At 72.8% G+C, this 21588-nt stretch carries 19 protein-coding genes and 2 pseudogenes; 14 read left to right on the top strand and 7 right to left on the bottom strand.

Annotated features, from left to right (window positions below; all coding sequences use genetic code 11):
* Nucleotides 1-76: 76 nt before the first annotated feature.
* The 3 genes from thyX to L1857_RS15130 all read left to right on the top strand — a co-directional run bounded on the left by thyX (nt 77) and on the right by L1857_RS15130 (nt 2772).
* Nucleotides 77-829 carry an FAD-dependent thymidylate synthase gene (gene thyX / locus L1857_RS15120; protein ID WP_094005872.1) on the top strand — a complete coding sequence of 251 codons (753 nt, stop codon included), beginning with the start codon at nt 77-79 and terminating at the stop codon, nt 827-829.
* Nucleotides 826-1215 (top strand): ACT domain-containing protein, encoded by a 390-nt coding sequence (locus tag L1857_RS15125; protein WP_094005873.1) that lies wholly within the window; start codon nt 826-828, stop codon nt 1213-1215. Before thyX ends, L1857_RS15125 begins: the two co-directional genes overlap by 4 nt.
* A 600-nt stretch (nt 1216-1815) precedes the next feature.
* Nucleotides 1816-2772: an IS481 family transposase gene (locus L1857_RS15130; protein ID WP_094009241.1), complete on the top strand. Its 957-nt coding sequence runs from the start codon at nt 1816-1818 to the stop codon at nt 2770-2772.
* Between the two features lie 74 nt (nt 2773-2846).
* On the opposite strand, the gene L1857_RS15135 is transcribed toward L1857_RS15130, so the two are convergent.
* A complete protein-coding gene (locus tag L1857_RS15135) occupies nt 2847-3293 on the bottom strand; it encodes a MarR family winged helix-turn-helix transcriptional regulator (RefSeq protein ID WP_116115028.1) in 447 nt (148 codons plus the stop codon).
* A 78-nt stretch (nt 3294-3371) separates the two neighbouring features.
* Between L1857_RS15135 and L1857_RS15140 the strand changes: the two genes are divergently transcribed.
* The 7 genes and pseudogenes from L1857_RS15140 to L1857_RS15170 all read left to right on the top strand — a co-directional run.
* Nucleotides 3372-3854: a cupin domain-containing protein gene (locus L1857_RS15140; RefSeq protein WP_116115026.1), complete on the top strand. Its 483-nt coding sequence runs from the start codon at nt 3372-3374 to the stop codon at nt 3852-3854.
* 111 nt (nt 3855-3965) lie between these two features.
* Complete coding sequence (locus L1857_RS15145; protein WP_162831264.1) at nt 3966-5204, top strand: Nramp family divalent metal transporter; 1239 nt, start codon at nt 3966-3968, stop codon at nt 5202-5204.
* A gap of 76 nt (nt 5205-5280) precedes the next feature.
* The gene (locus L1857_RS15150; protein WP_116115024.1) at nt 5281-6762 is read left to right on the top strand and encodes a serine/threonine-protein kinase; all 1482 of its coding nucleotides are present in this window, start codon (nt 5281-5283) and stop codon (nt 6760-6762) included.
* Between the two features lie 129 nt (nt 6763-6891).
* Nucleotides 6892-7905 (top strand): 4-hydroxy-tetrahydrodipicolinate synthase, encoded by a 1014-nt coding sequence (gene dapA, locus L1857_RS15155; protein ID WP_094005877.1) that lies wholly within the window; start codon nt 6892-6894, stop codon nt 7903-7905.
* Nucleotides 7905-9620: a ribonuclease J gene (locus L1857_RS15160; protein WP_429728378.1), complete on the top strand. Its 1716-nt coding sequence runs from the start codon at nt 7905-7907 to the stop codon at nt 9618-9620. Before dapA ends, L1857_RS15160 begins: the two co-directional genes overlap by 1 nt.
* Before the next feature lie 67 nt (nt 9621-9687).
* A complete protein-coding gene (locus L1857_RS15165; protein ID WP_116115018.1) occupies nt 9688-11307 on the top strand; it encodes a substrate-binding domain-containing protein in 1620 nt (539 codons plus the stop codon).
* A gap of 263 nt (nt 11308-11570) precedes the next feature.
* Nucleotides 11571-11793, top strand: a pseudogene (locus L1857_RS15170) (NADPH:quinone reductase); the annotation flags it as partial.
* A gap of 60 nt (nt 11794-11853) precedes the next feature.
* On the opposite strand, the gene L1857_RS15175 reads toward L1857_RS15170, so the two are convergent.
* A complete protein-coding gene (locus tag L1857_RS15175; RefSeq protein ID WP_116115016.1) occupies nt 11854-12189 on the bottom strand; it encodes a cupin domain-containing protein in 336 nt (111 codons plus the stop codon).
* A gap of 71 nt (nt 12190-12260) precedes the next feature.
* Here L1857_RS15175 and L1857_RS15180 point away from each other — a divergent pair, with 71 nt between their 5' ends.
* Nucleotides 12261-13217: a GlxA family transcriptional regulator gene (locus L1857_RS15180; protein WP_116115014.1), complete on the top strand. Its 957-nt coding sequence runs from the start codon at nt 12261-12263 to the stop codon at nt 13215-13217.
* Here the strand turns inward: L1857_RS15180 and L1857_RS15185 are convergent.
* Both L1857_RS15185 and wrbA read right to left on the bottom strand, forming a co-directional pair.
* The gene (locus tag L1857_RS15185; protein WP_094005900.1) at nt 13120-14139 is read right to left on the bottom strand and encodes an EamA family transporter; all 1020 of its coding nucleotides are present in this window, start codon (nt 14137-14139) and stop codon (nt 13120-13122) included. The genes L1857_RS15180 and L1857_RS15185 overlap by 98 nt on opposite strands.
* Nucleotides 14140-14309: 170 nt before the next feature.
* Entirely contained in the window at nt 14310-14918 is a 609-nt protein-coding gene (wrbA, locus tag L1857_RS15190; RefSeq protein ID WP_116115030.1) for an NAD(P)H:quinone oxidoreductase, read from the bottom strand.
* Between the two features lie 146 nt (nt 14919-15064).
* On the opposite strand from wrbA, the pseudogene L1857_RS15195 reads away from it, so the two are divergent.
* Nucleotides 15065-15937: pseudogene (locus L1857_RS15195) on the top strand (MFS transporter); the annotation flags it as partial.
* Between the two features lie 212 nt (nt 15938-16149).
* The gene (locus L1857_RS15200; protein WP_249467422.1) at nt 16150-17382 is read left to right on the top strand and encodes an LLM class flavin-dependent oxidoreductase; all 1233 of its coding nucleotides are present in this window, start codon (nt 16150-16152) and stop codon (nt 17380-17382) included.
* Here the strand turns inward: L1857_RS15200 and L1857_RS15205 are convergent.
* Both L1857_RS15205 and L1857_RS15210 read right to left on the bottom strand, forming a co-directional pair.
* On the bottom strand, nt 17370-17672 hold the full coding sequence (locus tag L1857_RS15205) for a chorismate mutase (protein ID WP_233157295.1): 303 nt from the start codon (nt 17670-17672) through the stop codon (nt 17370-17372). The genes L1857_RS15200 and L1857_RS15205 overlap by 13 nt on opposite strands.
* Complete coding sequence (locus L1857_RS15210; protein WP_249465384.1) at nt 17669-18493, bottom strand: lysophospholipid acyltransferase family protein; 825 nt, start codon at nt 18491-18493, stop codon at nt 17669-17671. The genes L1857_RS15205 and L1857_RS15210 overlap by 4 nt, the downstream gene beginning before the upstream one ends.
* 108 nt (nt 18494-18601) lie before the next feature.
* On the opposite strand from L1857_RS15210, the gene L1857_RS15215 reads away from it, so the two are divergent.
* A complete protein-coding gene (locus L1857_RS15215) occupies nt 18602-21082 on the top strand; it encodes an FtsK/SpoIIIE family DNA translocase (RefSeq protein ID WP_249465387.1) in 2481 nt (826 codons plus the stop codon).
* Here the strand turns inward: L1857_RS15215 and L1857_RS15220 are convergent.
* Complete coding sequence (locus L1857_RS15220) at nt 21079-21504, bottom strand: phospholipase (RefSeq protein ID WP_116115006.1); 426 nt, start codon at nt 21502-21504, stop codon at nt 21079-21081. The genes L1857_RS15215 and L1857_RS15220 overlap by 4 nt on opposite strands.
* Nucleotides 21505-21588: the final 84 nt, after the last annotated feature.

Genomic DNA, 21588 nt, shown 5'->3' on the forward strand with positions numbered 1-21588 from the left:
CACGTGGTGTCGCGGGGAAGTTGTCGGACCCGGCGGTTACGCTGCCGGGGAGTCGTTGAGGGGAAGGAGTGCGACCGTGGCCGAGACCGTGTCGCCGAAGGTTCAGCTGATCGCGAAGACGGAGTTCTTCCCGCCGGAGGACGTGCCGTGGTCGACCGACGCGGAGGGCGGTGAGGCGCTCGCCGAGTTCGCGGGCCGCGCCTGCTACCAGTCGTGGAAGAAGCCGAACCCGAAGACGGCCACCAACGCCGGCTACATCGACCACATCATCGAGGTCGGTCACCTGTCGGTGCTGGAGCACGGTTCGGTGAGCTTCTACATCAGCGGGGTGTCGCGCTCGCTGACGCACGAGCTGATCCGGCACCGCCACTTCTCCTACTCGCAGCTGTCGCAGCGGTACGTGCCCGAGCGCGACGCGGCGTTCGTCGAGCCGGACGTCATCGCGAACGACCCGGAGCTGCACGAGAAGTTCCTCAAGGCCGCGCAGGCGAGTGCCGACGCCTACAACGAGCTGCTGGCCGGGCTGGAGCACAAGTTCGCCGACGCGCCGAGCGCCACGCTGCGCCGCAAGCAGGCGCGCCAGGCCGCGCGGTCGGTGCTGCCCAACGCCACCGAGACCCGCATCGTGGTGACCGGCAACTACCGCGCCTGGCGGCACTTCATCGCCATGCGCGCCACCGAGAACGCCGACGTGGAGATCCGCGGCCTGGCCGTGGAGTGCTTGCGGCAGCTGCAGAAGGCCGCGCCGAACGTCTTCGCCGACTTCACGATCTCGACGCTGCCCGACGGCACCGAGGTCGCCTCCAGCCCGAAGGTCCTGGAAGGGTGAAACGGCTCGCGATCGACGTCCAGCCGGGCGAGTACGCGGTGGCGCGGCTGGAGCCGGGCGCTCCGGTGCCCGGCCTGGACGCGCCGGACGGGTTGGTCTCGATCACCCGCACGCCCGCGGAGACGTCGGTGATCTGCCCGGCCGGCCTGGTGCCGGAGGGCGCCCGGGTCGAGTCCGGGTGGCGGCTGCTGACCGTGCGGGGCCCGCTGGCGTTCACCCTGACCGGGATCATCGCCGCCCTGGCGAGCGAACTGGCCTCGGCCGGGGTCGCGCTGTTCACGCTGTCGACCTTCGACACCGACCACGTGCTGGTCAAGGACGCCGAACTGACGCGCGCGGTGGCGGCGCTGCGCGCGGCCGGACACGAGGTCGCCGGCGCCGACTGAGGCCCGCGGGGCCGTGCTGGGGGCGGCTGGGCGCGTGGCGGCGGGCGCCGACTGGCGTCGGCGGGCGCCGACTGGCGTCGGCGGGGGCCGTGCTGGGGGCGGCTGGGCGCGTGGCGGCGGGCGCCGACTGGCGTCGGCGGGGGCGGCGCTGGGGGCTGGGCGCGTGGTGGCGGGCCTCGGCTGGGCCGGTAGTCCGAGTGCCTGGTGGCCGGCCTCGCCTGAAGCCGAGTTCGGGTTGCGGTGCAGGCACTGCGCGCGCCCGGGCGCGAGGTGGCGGCGCAAGCCGCGGTGGCGGGGGCGCATCCTGGATGCCTCGTCGACGCGCGGCGCAGCCGCTGCGCACGGGCCGACCGTGCCGGCTGCGGGGCGTAGCGCCGGTGTCGTCCGGGGTGTGGGGTTGCAGTGCCGGTGCCCGCCCCGGCGCGTGGCGCTAGCGCCGGTGGCCGCGCCGGGCGTGTGACCCAGCGCCGGTGCCCGCCCCGGCGCGTGGCGCTAGGTGTATCCGGTCAGGACGTTGGTAGCGGCGTGTCTGGCTGAGTAAAGGAGAACCTCCGGTTGGGATGTGGCTTGTCTAAGGCCCACTCCGATCCGGAGGTTTTCGTGTTCCACGGTAGTGCCCGGCTGACGGTTCACGGTCGGCGACTGATCGTTCAACGCCACCAGGCCGGCTGGAAACAGGCCCACATCGCCGAAGCGATGGGCGTGTCCCGCAAGTGTGTGAAGACCTGGATCGACCGCTACGCCGCCGAAGGCGAGTCTGGCCTGGTCACCCGCTCCTCACGCCCACACACGAGCCCCAACCGCACGCCCGACGAGGTCGAGCAGCGGGTGTTAGACCTACGTCACCGCGAACGCCGCGGACAGGACTGGATCGGCCTCGAGCTCGGACTCCCGCCCCGCACCGTGTCGCGGATCCTGCGCCGCCACGAGGTGCCCTACCTGGCCGAGTGCGACCCGATCACCGGCGACGTCATTCGCGCCTCCCGCGCAACCGGCGTCCGTTACGAACGCGAACGACCGGGCGAGCTGGTCCACATGGACGTCAAGAAGCTCGGCAAGATCCCCGACGGCGGTGGCTGGCGTGTCCACGGCCGCAGTGAACAGGTCCGTGCTCGCGGCATCGGCTACGACTACGTCCACTCACTCGTCGACGACCACTCCCGCCTGGCCTACTCCGAGATCCTGCCCGACGAGAAGGGCTCGACCTGCGCGGCGTTCCTACTGCGTGCCGCCGCCTACTTCGCCGATCACGGGATCTCCCGTATCGAGCGCGTGATCACCGACAACCACCTCAGCTACCGACGATCACGCGACATGGCCGCCGCGGTCGCAGCACTCGGCGCAACACACAAGTTCATCCGGCCCCACTGCCCCTGGCAGAACGGGAAAGTCGAGCGCCTCAACCGCACCCTCCAGGCCGAGTGGGCCTACCGGCACGCCTTCACCAGCAACGAGGCACGAGCAGCAGCACTTGCAGCCTGGATCGAGCACTACAACACTGAACGCCGCCACAGCGCACTCGGAGGACGACCGCCCATCAGCCGGCTACCAACCTAACGGCCGGATACAGCTAGCGCGGGTGGTCGCGCCGGGCGTGTGCCGCTAGCGCCGGTGGTCGCGCAGGGCGCCTTCTACTCCAGTCGCTCCGTGACGGCGCGCATCGCGCGGCCGATGGTCTTCAGGTCCTCCGCCGGGATCACGTCGAAGAAGTGCTTCCGGACCGTCCGCAGGTTGTCCGGCGCCGCTCGGCTCAGCGCCTCGTACCCGGCGTCGGTCAGGCGGGCGACCACCCCGCGCCGGTCGTCGTCGCTCGGGGTGCGGTGGACCAGGCCGCGTGCCTCCAGGCCCTTGATCCGGTGCGAAAGCCGGCTCCGGGAGTAGTACGCCGACGCCGCGAGGTCGGCCATCCGCATCGACCGTCCGTCCGCTTCGGACAGCCGCACCAGGAGTTCGAACTCCGCCAGGGCCAGGCCGTGCCGGTCCTGCAGGTTGCGGTCGAGCAGGTCGATGAACCGGATCGATCCCTCGATGAACGCCCGCCAGTCGCGTTGCTGATCCGCGTCGAGCCACTCGGTCACCGCCCCACCCTAGCAGTTGACGTCTTCAACCACTCACGGCTATGGTAGTTGAAGACTTCAACTACCAAGGAGGCGACGATGACCGGCGCATGGGTGGTCCAGGCGGACGAGGCGGAAACCGTGGCGCGGCCCGCGTTGCAGCTGCTGGCCGACGCGAGCCACACCGGCGGGCTGCTCGGCGCGAACCGGCTGCACCTCGAGCCCGGGGAACCCGGCACGAAGCCGCACTACCACGCGCGCTCCGCGGAGGCGTTCTACGTGCTCGCCGGAACCCTGCGGATGCTGATCGGCGCCGAGGTGATCACTGTCCGGCAGGGCGGCTACGCGGTGGTGCCGGCGGGTGTCCGGCACGCGTTCGCCGCTCCGCCGGACAGCCCCGCGGACGTCCTCATCACGCTGGTCCCGGGCGTCGAACGGTTCGGCTACTTCCGGCGGCTGCCGGAAATCCTGCGCGGCGACCTCGCCGAGGAGGAGGTCACGCGGATCCACGAACAGTACGACGTGCACTTCGTCGACGGCCCGGACTGGGACGCGGCCGGAGCCGGGCAGGCCCGCGACTAACTTTCGGCTCTGCCGGGTAGTCAGGCGGCGACGCAGGCCACATTTCGCCGCTCTGTACGCCGAAGTTCGGCTTGCCTAAAATCGTGGTTCGGCACGGTGACGGGAGGGCGCATGGCGCTGACGGATCAGCTCGGACCACGGCTCAAGCGGGTGCGCTCCGGCTCCCTGCTCCTCGGCCCGGCGTTCGTCGCCGCGATCGCCTACGTCGATCCGGGCAACGTCGCCTCCAACATCAGCGCCGGCGCCCAGTTCGGCTACCTGCTGGTGTGGGTGATCGTGGCCGCGAACCTGATGGCCGGGCTGGTCCAGTACCTGTCGGCGAAGCTGGGCCTGGTCACCGGGCTGTCCCTGCCGGAGAACCTGCGCGAGCGGATGCCGCGGACGGTCCGCCTGGGCTACTGGGCGCAGGCCGAGATGGTCGCGATCGCGACCGACCTGGCCGAGGTCGTCGGCGGCGCGATCGCCCTGAACCTGCTGTTCGACCTGCCGTTGCTGGTCGGCGGCGTGATCACCGGCGTGGTGTCGATGGCGCTGCTGCTGGTGCAGGACCGGCGCGGCCAGCGGCCGTTCGAGCGGGTCATCACCGGCCTGCTCGGCGTCATCGCGGTCGGCTTCCTGGCCAGCGTCTTCGTGGAGCCACCGTCGGCCGCCGACGCGGCCGCCGGCCTGGTGCCGAAGTTCGCGGGCACCGAGAGCGTGCTGATCGCCGCCGCGATGCTCGGCGCCACCGTCATGCCGCACGCCGTCTACCTGCACTCCGGCCTCGCCCGCGACCGGCACGGCAAGGTCGAGCGCGCCCGGCAGTTCCGCCTGCTGCGCATCACCCGGTTCGACGTGGGCCTGGCGATGCTGCTGGCCGGCGCGGTGAACCTGTCGATGGTGCTGCTGGCCGCGACGAACCTGCAGGGCCAGGAGGGCGTCGACTCGATCGCGGGCGCCCACGCCGCCGTCGGGGACACCCTCGGCCCGGCCGTGGCACTGCTGTTCGCGATCGGGCTGCTGGCCTCGGGCCTGGCGTCGACGTCGGTGGGCGCCTACGCCGGCGCGATGATCATGCAGGGCCTGCTGCGCAAGCGGATCCCGCTGCTGGTGCGGCGGCTGATCACGCTGCTGCCCGCGATCGTGGTGCTCGCGATCGGCGTGGACCCCAGCCGCGCGCTGGTGGTCTCCCAGGTGGTGCTGTCCTTCGGCATCCCGTTCGCCCTGGTCCCGCTGGTGCGGCTGACCAGCGACCGCGGCCTGATGGGCCCGGCCGCCAACCACCGCGTCACCACGACGCTGGCGTGGGTCATCGCGGCCGTGATCATCACCCTGAACGTGGCCCTGATCTACCTCACCTTCGCGGGCTGAACCCGGAACCGTTCGGCGCCGGCGACGGTCGGACTAGCATCCCGCTGTCCGAACAGTCACGATCACCGGAGCCACGTTGACCGAAGAGCAGACCCAGCAGACCACCCCGCGCCCGGCCGGACCGCGGGTCGTGGCCGGCCGCTACGCGCTCCTCGGCGAGCTGGGCCGGGGCGGGCACGGCGTCGTGTGGCGGGCGCAGGACCAGGTGATCGGCCGCCAGGTCGCGATCAAGGAACTGCGCCTCGCCGACGGCGCCGAGGAGACCGTGTTCACCGAGCGCGTGCTGCGCGAGGTGCGCACCGCCGGACGGCTCAACGACCCGGCGATCGTCACGGTCTTCGACGTGGTCGCCGAGGGCGGCGCGACCTACATCGTGATGGAGCTGGTCGAGGCGCCCACGCTGGGCGACCTGGTGCGCCAGCACGGCGCGCTGCCGCCGCAGCAGGTGGCCTCGATCGGGCAGCAGGTGCTCTCCGCGCTGCAGGCCGCGCACGAGGCCGGCATCGTGCACCGCGATGTCAAGCCCGGCAACATCATGGTGGGCCCGAACGGGCGGGTGAAGCTCACCGACTTCGGCATCGCCACCGCGATCGACGACCCGCGGCTGACCTCGAGCGGGACGATCGTGGGCTCGCCGGCGTTCATGGCCCCGGAGCGGCTCGACGGCCGGGAGGCGCTGCCCGCCTCCGATCTGTGGTCCCTGGGCGCGACGCTGTTCCTGGCCGTGGAGGGCAAGTCGGCGTTCGACCGCCCGACCACCGCGGCGACGATGAACGCGATCCTCACCGAGGTGCCGTACCTGACCCGGGCGCAGGGCCCGCTCGCCTCGGCGATCATGGGCCTGCTGGTGGCCAACCCGGACGGCCGGATCTCCGCCGCCCAGGCCGGGCACCTGCTCGGCATCGCCGCGCACAACACCCCGCCCGGCGGGATGGGCACCGCGGTCCACACCGGACCGCCGCCGACCCGGTTCGCCCCGGTGCCGCCACGCAAGAGCCGCCGCGGGCTGTGGGTCACCGCGGGCGCGGTGCTGGGCGTGCTGCTGCTCGCCGGCGGTTTCCTGGCCGGCCAGTGGTGGGCGGGAGAGCGCGCGGACGACGCGATGCTGCCGACCATGATCTACGGGACCGGCGGCGACCTGGACTTCGACCCGGGCAGCTCGTACCGGTGCTACAACGGCCGCCTCGACCCCGGTTACCGGATCAACTCCGACAACCAGGTCAGCTGCGACAAGCCGCACGAGCTGGAGGTCTACGACGAGCAGGACAGCCTCGGCAACTCCAGCGCCGGGGACGACGAGGCCGGGTTCGTGGCCTATCCGGGCGCCGACGCGCTGCGCCGCTACGCCGAGTCCTTCTGCGCGCTGAGCTTCCACTCCGCAACCCTCGACGCGGACGCCCGCGCCACGCTCACCTACCGCGCGCTCGTGCCGGCGCGGGCCGAGTGGGAGGCCGCCCCCGAGGAGTCCTACGACGACCCGGTCCGCGGCATCTACTGCCTGGTCGCGAAGAAGGGCGGCGGGCAGCTCACCGAGGCGGTCACCCGCAAGGTCCGCTGACGCGAAAGGTTACGGCGGGAGATCACCTGGTCCAGCGATTCTCCGGCGGAGGGTGGCCCGTTCCTGCGGATCATGCCGTTTTGGCAGGTCGGCACGAATATTCACAGCGAGAAGAGGTACCGTCAGAGCATGTCCAACCCACCTTCGGCAGCGCCCGGGAGGCCCTTCGGGCGCGTGCTCACCGCGATGGTCACCCCCTTCGACGCGGACGGCGCAGTCGACCTGAAGCGGGCGCAGGAGCTCGCCGAGCACCTCGTGGAGCTGGGCAACGACGGTCTGGTCGTCAACGGCACCACCGGCGAGAGCCCGACCACGACCGACGCCGAGAAGGCGGACGTGGTCCGCGCCGTCGCCGAGGCGGTGGGCGACCGCGCCACCGTGATCGCGGGCGCCGGGACCTACAACACCGCGCACAGCGTCGAGCTGGTGCAGCAGGCCGAGAAGGCCGGCGCCCACGGCGTCCTGCTGGTCACCCCCTACTACTCGCGTCCGTCGCAGGCCGGCCTGTACGCGCACTTCACCACGGTCGCCGACGCCACCGGCCTGCCCGTGATGCTCTACGACATCCCGCCGCGCTCGATCGTGCCGATCGAGGTCGACACGCTGCGCCGCCTGGCCGAGCACCCGCGCATCCTGGCCGTCAAGGACGCCAAGGGCGACCTGCTGGCCGGCAGCGAGGTCATCGCCAACACCCACCTGGCCTACTACTCCGGCGACGACGCGCTGAACCTGCCGTGGCTGTCGGTCGGCGCGGCCGGGGTGGTGAGCGTGATCGGTCACGTGGTGGCCGGCCGGATCCGGGCCATGATCGAGGCCTACGAGGACGGCGACACCTCGACCGCCCGCACCAACCACCGCGGCATGCTGCCCGTCTTCCGCGCCATGTCGCGCGTCGGCGGTGTCGTGTTCGCCAAGACCGCGCTCGCCCTGCGCGGCCACCCGGTCGGCGGCCCGCGGCTGCCGATCGTGCCCGCGACCCCGGAGCAGGTCGAGGCGATCGCCACCGACCTCGCCCAGGCAGGGGTCCCCCTGGCGGAGTCGCCGTCACCGGACTGGCACTCTTCCCGGGTGGCGCAGGCCGACTCCGCGGCGGCCTACGTCGCACCCACCACTCACACCAGCGTTGGGACCATTCACAGGTGATCTCGGCAGGACCCGGACCGACCAACACCCCACCCGCACTGCCCGAAGGCGGCCTGCGCACGGTCGCCCTCGGCGGCATCGGCGAGGTCGGCCGCAACATGACCGTCTTCGAGTACGACAACCGCCTGCTGATCGTCGACTGCGGCGTGCTCTTCCCCGAGGACGAGCAGCCCGGCGTCGACCTGATCCTGCCCGACTTCCGGGCGATCGAGGACCGGCTGTCCGACATCGAGGCCCTCGTGCTCACCCACGGCCACGAGGACCACATCGGCGCCGTGCCGTTCCTGCTGCGCCTGCGGCCGGACCTGCCGGTCTACGGCTCGCGGTTCACGCTCGCGCTGCTGGAGGCCAAGTGCCGGGAGCACCGGCAGCGGCCGAAGCTGATCGAGGTGACCGAGTCGGAGCGGCGCACGGTGGGACCGTTCGAGCTGGAGTTCTTCGCGGTCAACCACTCGATCCCGGACGCGCTGGCGGTGGCGCTGCGCACCCCGGCCGGGGTCGTGCTGCACACCGGTGACATCAAGCTCGACCAGCTGCCGCTGGACAACCGCCTGACCGACCTGGCCGGGTTCTCCCGCCTCGGCGACGAGGGCGTGGACCTGCTGTGCATCGACTCGACCAACGCCGAGGTGCCCGGGTTCGTCACCCCGGAGCGCGACATCGGCCCGGTGCTCGACGATGTCATCGGCAAGGTCACGCAACGGGTGATCGTGGCCTGTTTCGCCAGCCACGTGCACCGCGTGCAGCAGGTGCTCGACGCGGCGGTCCGGCACGGCCGCCGGGTGGCGTTCGTGGGGCGGTCGATGGTCCGCAACATGGGCATCGCGGCGGACCTGGGCCTGCTGAACATCCCCGAGGGCCTGCTGATCAACCTCGAGGAGGCCGTCAACCTGCCGGAGAGCCGGGTGCTGTTCGTCTCCACCGGGTCGCAGGGCGAACCGCTGTCGGCGCTGTCCCGGATGGCGCGCGGCGAGCACCGGCAGATCTCGATCCGCGCCGGGGACACGGTCGTGCTGGCCAGCTCGCTCATCCCGGGCAACGAGACCGCCGTGTTCGGCGTGGTCAACGGCCTGGTCCGGCTCGGCGCGAACGTGGTGCACCAGGGCAACGCGAAGGTGCACGTGTCCGGGCACGCCTCGGCGGGGGAGCTGCTGTTCCTCTACAACGCGATCCGGCCGAGCAACGTCATGCCGGTGCACGGCGAGTGGCGGCACCTGCGGGCCAACGGCGCGCTCGCGATCCGCACCGGGGTGGCGCCGGAGAACGTGGTGCTGGCCGAGAACGGCGTGGTGGTCGATTTGGTGGACGGCCGGGCGCGCACGGCCGGGCGGGTCGAGGTCGGGCACGTCTACGTCGACGGCCTGTCGGTCGGCGACGTCGGCGAGTCGACTCTGTCCGACCGGCTGGTGCTCGGCGAGGGCGGGTTCATCGCGATCAACGTCGCGATCGACTCGACCACCGGCCGCGCGGTGAGCACCCCCACGGTGTCCGGGCGCGGGTTCTCCGACGACCCGAAGGCACTCGATGCGGTGGTTCCGCTCGTGGAGATGGAGCTGTCCCGCACCGAGGTCGAGGGCATCACCGACAGCCACCGGATCGCCCAGGCCGTGCGCCGTGTGGTGGGCCGATGGGTCGCCGAGACCTACCGGCGCCGCCCGATGATCGTGCCGACCGTCATCCCGGTGACGTACGGACAGGCCGATCCGACAGCGTAGGTAATCTCCGTCACTGCGCCTAACCTGGATCGCATCCTGGCGAGCGAGGCAGCGGAGGCGGTGCGAGGTGGGCCGACATTCGTCTCCCGCCCGGCGGCGGCCGCGGCGGGCGTGGGCGGTCGCCGGTGTCCTCGTCGTGCTCGGCGGAGCCGGCTGGATCGCCACCAGCGTGGTGCGTGACCAGGGCGGATGTGAGCGGCCGGTGGTCGTGCGCGTCGCCGCCGCGCCCGCGGTGGCGCCGGCGGTCGCGCAGGTCGCCCGCCGGGTGGCGCAGACCGGGTGCGCCGCGTTCGAGGTCAACGCGGTCGGCTCGGCCGCGGTCGCGCAGTCGCTGGCCCTGCCCGGCGGCGCGGTCCGGCCGGACGTGTGGATCCCGGAGTCGACGCTGCAGCTGCGGCGCGCCAAGGGCGTCGGCGCGAGCGGGATCGCGGGCGGCACCAGCATCGCCAGCTCACCGGTGGTGTTCGCGGTGACCGAGGAGGTGGCGGCGGGCCTGGGCTGGCCCGGCCGCGTGCCGTCCTGGGCCGACGTGCTCGGCGCGCCCGGCCTCGCGCTCGGGCTGCCCGATCCGGGCCGGGACCCGGCGGGCCTGTCCGCGCTGATCGGCATCCGCGCCGCGGTGCCGGCCGCCGACGCCTACGCCGCCACGCTGCGCCGGTTGTCCCCGAACGCGGTCCCGGCGACCGACGACTTGTTCACGCGGCTCGCCGATCGCACGCTCGCCGGGTTCCCCGTGTCGGAGAACGCGCTGCTGCGCCACAACGTGCGCACCGGCGTCGCCGGCACCCAGAGCGGGCTGGTGGCGAGCTACCAGGCCGAGGCGCCCGCGCTCGATTACCCGTTCGCCGTGCTCGGCGGGGCGGGGGAGTCCCAGCGCGCGGCCGCGGCGGCGCTGCTGTCCGCGCTGCTCGGCCTGGAGGGGACGAACGCACTGGCCGACGCCGGGTTCCGCACCCCGGACGGCCGGTACCTGCGCGACGGCGCGGGGCTGAACATCAGCGACCGGACCCTGCCGTCGCCCGCGGTGCCGACCGACGCCGACGTGGACGCGCTGCTCGGGCAGTGGGCGCGGATCAACTCCAGCTCGCGGGCGCGGGTGCTGATCGACGTGTCCGGGTCGATGGACGTCGAGGTGCCCGGCACCGGCCGGACGCGGATGCAGCTGACCACCGACGCGGCGGCGCGGGCGCTGTCGCTGTTCAAGCCGACGTCGGAGACCGGTGTGTGGGAGTTCGCCACGCGCCTGGACGGCGACCGCGACTACCGCGAGGTGCTGCCGATGCGGCCGGTGAGCGATCAGCTGGCGTCGGGGGCGGCGGAGCGGTTGCGCGCGATCCAGGCCACGCCCGACGGCGACACCGGGTTGTACGACACGGTGCTGGCCGCGTACCGGCTGGCGTCCGCGGAGTGGCAGCCCGGGCGGCTCAACCTGGTGATCGTCCTGACCGACGGCCGCAACGACGACGACCACGGCATCAGCCGGGACGCGCTGCTGGCGGAGCTGACCCGGCTGTCCGACCCGGCCCGCCCGGTGGCGATCATCGGCATCGGGATCGGCCCGGACGTGGACGTGGTCGAACTGGCGGCGATCACCGCGCCCACCGGGGGCCAGGCGTTCGCGGCGCCGGATCCGGCTCGGATCGCGGAGGTGTTCTACGGTGCGCTGGCAGGGCTGAGCGGGGCCTGAAACGCCTGGATCACCAGCGCGCCGGGAGGCCCGGACGCGCGCCGCCGCCGAGGTGGCGTGCAGGCCGCGGTGCGCTATGAGCACCAGGTCGTCCAGGACGGAGTCCGCCCGGGCGTTCTCCCGCATCGGCACGTCCAGCCCCCGGTGGCGAACAGCGCGCGGGCCGCGTCCAGGATGCGGACGCGGTTGTCCAGGGCGGACGGGGGCGTTCGTTAGCGTCGGCGGACGTGAAAGCAGTGGTGATCGAGGAGTTCGGCGGGGTGGACGCGGTGGCGCTCGGGAGTTCCGGTGTGGTGGCGCATTTCGGCCTGGCCCGCGCGGGGTTCGCGCCCGGCGGGTCGGTGCTGGTGCGGGGTGCGGCCGGCAGCATCGGCATCACGGCGGTCCAGCTCGCGGCCCGGGGCCGTCGCGGTCACCACGTCGCCGGCCGAGCGTGGTGACCGCCTGCGGGAACTGGGCGCCACCGACGTGCCGGACCGGTCCGGACCTGCCCGCGTTCCTCGGCGAGTTCAACCCCGACGGCCGGATCGTGCTGACGCCGGCCGGCTAGCCCTCCGGGTAGAAGAGGAACAGCGTGCACCCCGTGGTGGTGGCCGGCACGTGCCAGGTTCCCGCGGGGGCGTGCAGGAAGGTGCCGGCCGGGTAGTCGCGCGCGCCGTCGTTGAACGTGCCCGCCACCACGTAGACCTCCTCGGTGCCGGGTTCGTGGACGTCGCGGTGGGGCCAGGACGTGCCGGGGTCCATCTCCAGCAGATCGGCGTGCGCCCCGGTGGACCCGGTCCACAACGGACGGTGCCGGATCCCGGGGAAGATCTCCCGAGCCGGGGCGTCGTGGACGGAGACCGCGGTGTAGCCCTCCTGGGCGAGAATTTCGTCGTGCATGTCCCCAAGATGACGCGCGCGGGCGACGGCCGGACAGTGTCCGGAAAGACACCATGGGGTACTTTTTTGCCATGCATCGCGTGATCGCCCTCGTGCGGCCGGTGCAGTCGACGTTCGAGCTCGGCTGCGCCGCGGAGGTCTTCGGCACGGTGCGGGACGGCGTGCCGCAGTACTACGAGTTCGACGTGTGCACCGAGACGCCCGGCCCGGTGCCGACGACCGCGGGGTACGCCATGTCGGTGCCGCGGGGCCTGTCGGCGCTCGCCTCCGCGGACACCGTGATCATCCCGGGCTGGCGGCCCCTGGACGCGCCGTTGTCCCCGCGCGTGCGCCGGGCGCTGCTGCGCGCGCACGCCCGCGGGGCCCGGCTGGTCACGATCTGCTCGGGCGTGTTCGCGCTGGCGCAGACCGGCTTGCTGGACGGCCGCTCGGCCACCACGCACTGGGCGGGCGCCGACCGGCTTCAGCGCGCGTTCCCGCGGGTGCGCGTGGAGCCGGACCGGCTCTACGTGGACCACGGCGACGTCGCCACGAGCGCCGGTGCGGGCGCCGGGATCGACCTGTGCCTGCACCTCGTGCGGCGGGACCACGGGGCCGCGCACGCCGCACTCCTCGCGCGGCACATGGTGATGCCCCCGCACCGCGACGGTGGTCAGAACCAGTTCGTGCCGCCGGCGCCGCCCGCGGAGGCGCTGGACGGCCTGCTCGACTGGGCCGGTGAGCGGCTCGGCACCCCGCTGTCGGTGACCGATCTGGCCGCGCGGCTCAACGTCTCGCCCCGCACGCTGGCGCGGCGCTTCCAGGAGCAGCTCGGCATGAGCCCGGGCGCGTGGCTGCTGTCCCGCCGGGTGGCGGAGGCGCGCCGGCTGCTGGAGGACACCGATCTGCCGGTGGAGGCGATCGCGGCGCGCGTCGGGCTCACCTCGGCGGTCAACCTGCGCCGCCGCTTCCGCGATCAGGTGGGTACGACGCCGGGGGCGTACCGGCGGGCGTTCCGATCTCCGGAACCTGCGGGCGCGGCGAGTTGAGCTGCACGATCAGCGCGCCGCCCAGCAGGACGACCGCGCCGGCGAGCTGGGGCCAGGCGAGGGTTTCGTGCAGCAGTGCCCACGCGGTGGCGGTGGCGATGACGGGTTCGAGCAGGCCGATGACGCTGGCGACCGAGGCCGGGAGGTGGCGCAGCGCGGTGAGGCCGATGGCGTAGGCCAGCACGGTGGAGAACAGCGCGACGGCGACCAGCAGCAGCCACACCGGCGGGCGCCACGGGCCGAACTCGCCGGGCGCGGTGAGGATCTCGGCGGGCAGGGTCCACGGCGGCGCGACCGCGCACACCGCGACCGCGCCGATGATCATGCCCCAGGTGACCATGCCGAGCGGGTGGCGGGTGCTGACGCCGTGCTCGCCGAGCAGGAAGTAGGCCGCCGAGCACACCGCGGCGCCGAGCCCGGCGAGCAGGCCGGCCGCGTCCAGGCTCAGCCCCTGCCACACCTGCGCGACGCCGGCGAGCCCGGCCATGGCGAGCGCGATCCCGGCCCACATGCGCCCGGGCAGCCGCACGCCGCGCACGAACCGCGTCCACAGCGCGATCAGCACCGGGGAGGTGAACTCGAGCAGGATCGCGATGCCGACGGGCAGCCGCCCCGCGGCGACGAAGTAGCACAGCTGCACGCCCGCGACGCCGAGCAGGCCGTAGCCGAGCAGCAGGGGCCATTCCGCGCGGCGCACGCGCAGCAGCGACGGTTTCACCAGGGCCACCACGGCGGCCAGCACGAGCGCGGCGAGACCGATCCGCGCCGCGGCGACCTGTTCGGCGGACAGCCCGGCGAGCATCGCGGGTTTCGCGATGGTGCCGGAGCTGCCGAAACAGACCGAGGAGACCAGGATCAGCGTCGTGCCACGCCCGCGGTGCGGGACGAACGCACGCGCGGGTGCGGGAGCTTCGGTGACCACCCGATCCACCCTAGGCAGCCGGGCGGTACGGCGGTACCGGAATTCCGTCACGCCGCGGCTAACCGGTCACACTCGCACGCCGGTTAGCAGGCGAGAGGGGTGGAATGCGGCGGGGCCGCGCCGGGGGAGCGGTTGCCCGGCCTGGCCGGCCGGCGCAACAGCCACGCCGGTCAGGAGCCCCGGCCCACCCGGACGTACCCGGCGATCGTGGCGAGGCGGGTGCCCTGGATGCGCAGCGCCTCGAGCGACTCCTTGTCCGGCTCGGCCGCCTTGCGCGACACGAACGAGCCGCCGTAGGGGTTGCCCGACTCCAGCAGGTGCGGCTGCCCGTAACCGAGCGGCAGCACGATCGCGCCCCAGTGGTAGAAGATGTTGTTCATCGCCAGCACCGTCGCCTCCAGCCCGCCGTGCGCGGTGGACGCCGTGGTGAACGACGTGGCGACCTTGTCGGCCAGCTTCCCCTTGGCCCACAGGCCACCCGTGCTGTCCAGATAGGACTTCAGCTGGCTCGCCGGCCCGCCGAACCGCGTCGGGCTGCCGAGCGCGAGCCCGTCGGCCCACTCCAGGTCGCCCAGGGTGGCCAGGTCGTCGTGCGGCCCGGAGTCCACCCACGCCCGCCAGCGCGGGTTGGTCGCGATCGCCTCGGGCGGGGCGGTTTCGGGCACCGTGCGCACCCGCATCTCGGCCCCCGCGTCGGCGGCCCCCTCGGCCAGCGCGGCGGCCAGCTTCGCGGTGTTACCGGTGGCGCTGTAGTACACGACGAGAATCCGGGTGCTCACGATCACCACCCTAGGGGAGCGGCACACCGGTTCCAGCATCTGAGAGATCACCCGCGGCCGCGCGGAGATCCTTACCGTGCCTGGACGTGACGACCACGGCCGAGTCCCCGCCCCGCACCACGCCCCGCAGCGCCGCGATCGGCAGCATGATCGGCACCACGATCGAGTGGTACGACTTCTGCCTCTACGCCACCGCGACCGCGCTGGTGTGCAAACCGCTGTTCTTCCCCAGCGTCTCCTCGACCGCGGGCACGCTCGCGGCGTTCGGCACCTACGCGGTCGGCTTCGGCGCGCGGCCGCTCGGCGCGGTGATCTCCGGTCACCTCGGCGACCGGGTGGGTCGCAAGGCGGTGCTGGTCGGCGCGTTGCTGCTGATGGGCATCGCCACCACGGCGATCGGGGTGCTGCCCACCTACGCGCAGGCCGGGATCGCCGCCCCCGCGCTGCTCGTGGTGCTGCGGCTGGTGCAGGGCCTGGCGGTCGGCGCGGAGTGGGGCGGCGCCGCGCTGCTGTCGGTCGAGCACGCCGCACCCGGCCGGCGCGGGCTGTTCGGCAGCTTCACGCAACTCGGCTCGTCGGCCGGGATGCTGCTGGCCACCGGCGTCTACTACCTCGTGCGCACGCTCGCCGGCGATGACGTGTTCCTGTCCTGGGCGTGGCGGGTGCCGTTCCTGCTCAGCCTGGTGCTCGTGGTGGTCGGCCTGGTGATCCGGCTGCGGCTGACCGACGCGCCGGTGTTCGCCGAGCTGCGCGCCTGCGGGGAAACCGCCCGGCTGCCGGTGGTGGAGGTGCTGCGGACCCAGCCCCGCAACGTCGCGCTGACCACCGGGCTGCGGCTGTCGCAGATCGCGTTGTTCGTGCTGCTCACCACCTACTCGCTGACCTACCTGCAGACCACGTTCGGCAAGGACAGTTCGGTGGGGCTGGTCGCGGTGATGGTCGCCTCCGCGGCCGGGCTGGTCAGCACCCCGCTGTGGGGGTACCTGTCCGACCGCTTCGGGCGCCGCCCGCCGTACCTGTTCGGGTCGGTGACCGGGATCGTGGCGCTGGCGATCGTGTTCGGCGTGAACGTGGTGCACGACGCGATGTACGGGCCGCAGGCCGCCTGGTTCGGTGAGCTGTTCGGCACCCGCGTGCGCTACAGCGGCGCGTCGCTGGGCTACCAGATCGGCGCGGCGCTCTCCGGCGGGTTCGCGCCGCTGATCGCCGCCGCGCTGACCTGTCCTTCTGGCTGGCCCTGGCGCGCACGCTGGAGGACGGCGGGTTCGACGCGTTGTTCCTCGCCGACGTGCTGGGCGTGTACGACGTCTACGGCGGGTCGAAGGACGCCGCGGTCGCCGACGCCGCGCAGATCCCGGTGAACGAGCCGACTGTGCTGCTGCCCGCGCTGGCGGCGGTGACCTCGCACCTCGGGTTCGGGGTCACCGTGTCCACGACGTACGAGCAGCCGTACTCGCTGGCCCGCCGCCTGTCCACACTGGACCACCTGACGCGGGGGCGGGTCGCGTGGAACATCGTGACGTCCTATCTGGACAGTGCGGCCCGCAACCTCGGTCTGGGCGCCCAGGTGCCGCACGACGAGCGGTACGAGATCGCCGAGGAGTACCTCGAGGTCTGCTACCGGCTGTGGGAGGGCTCGTGGGAGGACGACGCCGTCGTGCGCTCCGGCGGGGTGTACGCGGATCCGGCGAAGGTGCACGACATCGGGCACCAGGGGAAGTACTTCTCGGTACCCGGGCCGCACCTGTCGGAGCCGTCGCCGCAGCGCACGCCGGTGCTGTTCCAGGCGGGCGCGTCGCCGCGGGGCGTGCGGTTCGCGGCACGGCACGCGGAGGCGGTGTTCGTGTCCGGGCCGACGCCGCGGGCGGTGCGCCGTTCGGTGGACGCGATCCGCGCGGGCGTGGCCGAGCAGGGCCGGGACCCGCGGGCGGTGAAGATCTTCACGATGCTCACGCCCGTGGTGGCCGAGACGTCCGAGGAGGCCGCGGCGAAGCTGCGGGAGTACCGGTCGCTGGTCTCGGTTCCCGTCGCGTTCGCCCGGTTCGGCGGCTGGACGGGCGTCGACCTGGCCGAACTGCCGGTGGACGAGCCGCTGACCTACCGCGACGGGGACGCGAACCGGTCGGCGCTGGCGGCGTTCACGACGGCCGAGCGGGCGTGGACGCCGCGGGAGCTGGCCGGGTTCATCGGGCTCGGCGGCCGCGGGCCGGTCGTGGCGGGTTCCGGCCCGGAGGTCGCGGACGAGCTGGAGCGGTGGGTGGCGGAGGCCGACGTGGACGGCTTCAACCTGGCGTACGTCACGACGCCGGGCACGTTCGCGGACTTCACGCGCTGGGTGGTGCCCGAGCTGCGCCGCCGGGGCCGGGTGCCGGCGCGGCCGGCGGAGGGCACGCTACGGGAACGCCTCGGCGGCGAGGGCCCCCGCCTGGCGGCGGACCACCCCGGGGCCGCCTACCGCCGCTGATCGCTCCCGAGCCGGGCGTGCTCGCTCAGTTCCAGGTCGATGAAGGCGCCGATCATCGCCCGCCACACCGGCTCGGCGACCTCGGGCGCCAGTCCCGCAGCCTCCGCCCGGTCGCGGACCGACGCGATCACCTGCTCCACCCGGCCCGGCGCGCGCACCGCCTGCTCGTCGGTCTTGACCGCGGCCGCTGCCCGCACCAGGGACTGGCGGGCGGCCAGCAGGCGGATCAACTCGGTGTCGAGAGCGTCGATGCGGGCGCGGATCTCCGCCAGCGACTCCGGATCGGTCACCGGGGCCGCCAGGGGCTGATCGTGTCGGTGGGCCGCGTCGGGTCGTGGAACTTCGGCTCGTCCGGCTCGTCGCGGCGCAGCGGGACCAGCCCGGCGGTGATCGCGCGCATGATCTTCGCGTGCGCGCGCACCCCGGCGCCCGGGCGGTCCGGCTCGATGTCGCCCAGGTCGACCGGTTCGCCGAAGTGCACCCGGTACGTCGGGCGCCGCAGCGGGGCCGTCAGCCCGGACCGGGCCAGCGGCAGCAGGTCCGCGGGCCCCTCGACGCGCTCGGTGCCCCAGTACACGGCCTCGTGCGCGCCCCACTGGCTGATCGGCACCACCGGCACCCCGGCGGCGATCGCGAGCCGCGCGGCGCCCGTCTTGCCGCGCTCCGGCCACAGGCCCGGGTCGTGGCTGATCCGGCCCTCCGGGTAGACGATGACCGGGCTCGGGGTGGTCCGCATCTCCTGCACGGCCTGCGCGAACTGCTCCAGCGCGCTGGCCTTGCCGCGGTCGATGCGCAGGTGCCCGCTGACCTTCAGCGCGGGCCCGATCACCGGCGCGTCCAGGATCCCGCCGGCCAGCATGAACCGCGGCGAGATGCCGATCTTCCGGCAGGCCGCGATCAGCACGAACGGGTCGAACACGCCGATGTGGTTGGCGGCCATCAGGAACGGCCGTCCCCGCAGCTCCGGCGCGATCCGGCCGGTGATCCGCAGGCGCCCGGTCAGCGCGACGAGCCCCTGGTCCAGACGCGTCATGGTCCGCCAGACCGCCGGTGGCCTGCGGCGGGTCTGCCCGGTGTCGTCGGAGTGCAGCGCGAACATGGTCGCCAGCATGGCAGATCACCGAAATGGCGGATCAAGGTCCGCCGGTGACGGGGAAGTTCGCGCTGTGCCGAGTGTGGCACCTGGGGTTGCTGGGGCCAGGCGGTTACCGTAGAGGACATGGCGAGCGGGGCGGCGACGAGGAGCAGCGGCACGAAACGGACCGGCGGCAAGGGCGGCACCGCGCGCAGGACGACGCGCGGCGCGGCCAAGTCGCGGCCCGCGGCCTCGCGCGCCCGCAAGCCCGCACCGAAGAAGAAGGCCGGCACGTTCAGCAAGGCCGTCCGCGGTGGCTGGAACCTGCTGGCCAAGGGGCTGGGCAGCCTGGTGCGCACCGTCGGCCGCGGCCGCGAGCTGGAGCCGGAGCACCGCCGCGACGGGCTCGCGCTGGGGTTCATCGCCCTGGCCGTGATCATCGCCGCCGGGGTGTGGTGGCGCGCGGCCGGACCGGTCGGCGGCTACGTCGAGCTGGGCACCCGCACGATCTTCGGCGCCGGCGCGGTCACCCTGCCGCTCGTGCTCGTGGTCACCGCCGTGACGCTGATGCGCAGCGAGCCGCAACCGGAGATCCGCCCGCGCATGGTCATCGGCACCGTGCTGGGCGTGTTCGCGCTGCTGGGCCTGCTGCACCTGTTCAACGGCCGCCCGCACGACACCGAGAACCAGCGCTACGCCGGTGGTGTCCTCGGCTTCCTCTCCGGCGACCTGCTCGCCCAGGGGCTGACGGCGTGGGTCGCGGTGCCGCTGCTGTTCCTCGCGCTGGCGTTCGGCCTGCTCGTGTTCACCGGCACCCGCATCCGCGACATCCCGCACCTGGTCCGCACCTGGGGCCTGGACCCCGAGGAGCTGGCCGAGGAGGAGGCGCAGCGCGAGGCGCGCGCCGAGAAGCGCGACGAGGTCACCGACGCCGACCCGAAGGCCGTCCGGCTGCGCAAGCCCTCCCGCCGCCGCCAGGCGACCGGCGCCGATCCGGACCAGCTGGACATCGAGTCCGCGCTGGCCGAGGCGCCCACCCCGGCGCGGCCGCCGAAGCCGGTGCCGGCCGAGGTGCCGGAGAAGAAGCCCAAGAAGCCCGAGCCGGTCATGTCGGTCACCCGCACCGTCGAGGGCGACTACGAGCTGCCGCCCGCCGATCTGCTGCAGCTGGGCGACGCGCCGAAGACCCGCAGCAAGGCCAACGACGCCATGATCGAGGCGATCACCGGCGTGCTGGAGCAGTTCAACGTCGACGCGCAGGTCACCGGCTTCACCCGCGGCCCGACGGTGACCCGCTACGAGGTCGAGCTGGGTCCGGGCGTGAAGGTCGAGAAGATCACCGCGCTGACCAAGAACATCGCCTACGCGGTGGCCACCGACAACGTCCGCCTGCTCGCGCCGATCCCCGGCAAGTCGGCGGTCGGCATCGAGGTGCCCAACTCCGACCGCGAGATGGTGCGCCTCGGTGACGTGCTGCGCTCCTCGACGGCGGCCAAGGACAACCACCCGATGGTCATCGGGCTGGGCAAGGACATCGAGGGCCACTTCGTCACCGCGAACCTGACGAAGATGCCGCACCTGCTGGTCGCCGGTTCCACCGGTTCCGGTAAGTCGAGCTTCGTCAACTCGATGCTGGTGTCGCTGCTGTCCCGGGCCACGCCGGACGAGGTCCGGATGATCCTGATCGACCCGAAGATGGTCGAGCTGACGCCGTACGAGGGCATCCCGCACCTGATCACGCCCATCATCACCCAGCCGAAGAAGGCCGCCGCGGCGCTGGCCTGGCTGGTGGAGGAGATGGAGCAGCGCTACCAGGACATGCAGGCCAACCGGGTGCGTCACATCGACGACTTCAACCGCAAGGTCTCCTCGGGGGAGATCACGGCGCCGCCGGGCAGCGAGCGCGTCTACCGCCCGTACCCGTACATCATGGCGATCGTCGACGAGCTGGCCGACCTGATGATGACCGCGCCACGCGACGTCGAGGACGCGATCGTGCGGATCACACAGAAGGCCCGCGCCGCCGGGATCCACCTGGTGCTGGCCACGCAGCGGCCGTCGGTGGACGTGGTGACCGGCCTGATCAAGACGAACGTGCCGTCGCGGCTGGCGTTCGCGACGTCGTCGCTGACCGACTCGCGGGTCATCCTGGACCAGCCGGGCGCGGAGAAGCTGATCGGCATGGGCGACGGCCTGTACCTGCCGATGGGCGCGGGCAAGCCGGTCCGCATCCAGGGCGCCTACGTCGGCGACGACGAGATTTCCGCGATCGTCAACTTCACCAAGGAGCAGGCGCAGCCGGAGTACCAGGAGGGCGTCACCGCCGCGAAGGCCGGTGAGAAGAAGGAGATCGACCCGGACATCGGCGACGACCTGGACGTCCTGCTGCAGGCGGCGGAGCTGATCATCACCTCGCAGTTCGGGTCGACGTCGATGCTGCAGCGCAAGCTGCGGGTGGGGTTCGCCAAGGCCGGGCGGCTGATGGACCTGCTGGAGACGCGCGGCGTGGTGGGCCCGTCGGAGGGCTCGAAGGCGCGCGACGTGCTCGTCAAGCCCGAGGACCTGGAAGGCACGCTGATGCTCATCCGCGGCGGCTCGGCGCCCGACGACGGCGACGCGGACTAGGAGCCGCCGAACTTCCGGACGGCCTGGTAGTAGGTCCAGGCCGTGCCGTTGCAGCGCCAGTCGCCGTGGCAGATGACCTTCAGGTCGGCGTAGAAGTTGTCGTCGATCTTCTTCCGGTTGGCGCTGGTGAACCGGTCCTGCCGCTTGTAGTTGCGGTACCCGAAGTCGTGGCGGTGGCAGGCGGGGGAGAAGTCGAACCCGAGCGGCTTGTCCGGCGACCACGAGCAGGTGTCCGACGACCAGTCCAGCTTCGCCGCGTACGGCCGGTCCGCGCGGATCTCCTCGAACCGGCTCAGCGACGTGCCGAACAGGTACTTGTCGGTCACCGCCCCGATGTCGGCGGCCTGCGCGGTGCCGGTTCCGGCGACCAGGGCGGTGGCCAGTGCGGCCGTGGACAGCAGACGGCGGGCGGCGACGCGCATCGGGGCTCCTCGCTGATCAAGGGACGGCCATGATCAGCTTCCGGCCGCCCGGTGACGGCCACCAGCCCCGAAAGGTGGATACCG

The sequence above is a fragment of the Amycolatopsis thermalba genome, from assembly GCF_023376025.1.
Taxonomy (GTDB): domain Bacteria; phylum Actinomycetota; class Actinomycetes; order Mycobacteriales; family Pseudonocardiaceae; genus Amycolatopsis_E; species Amycolatopsis_E thermalba.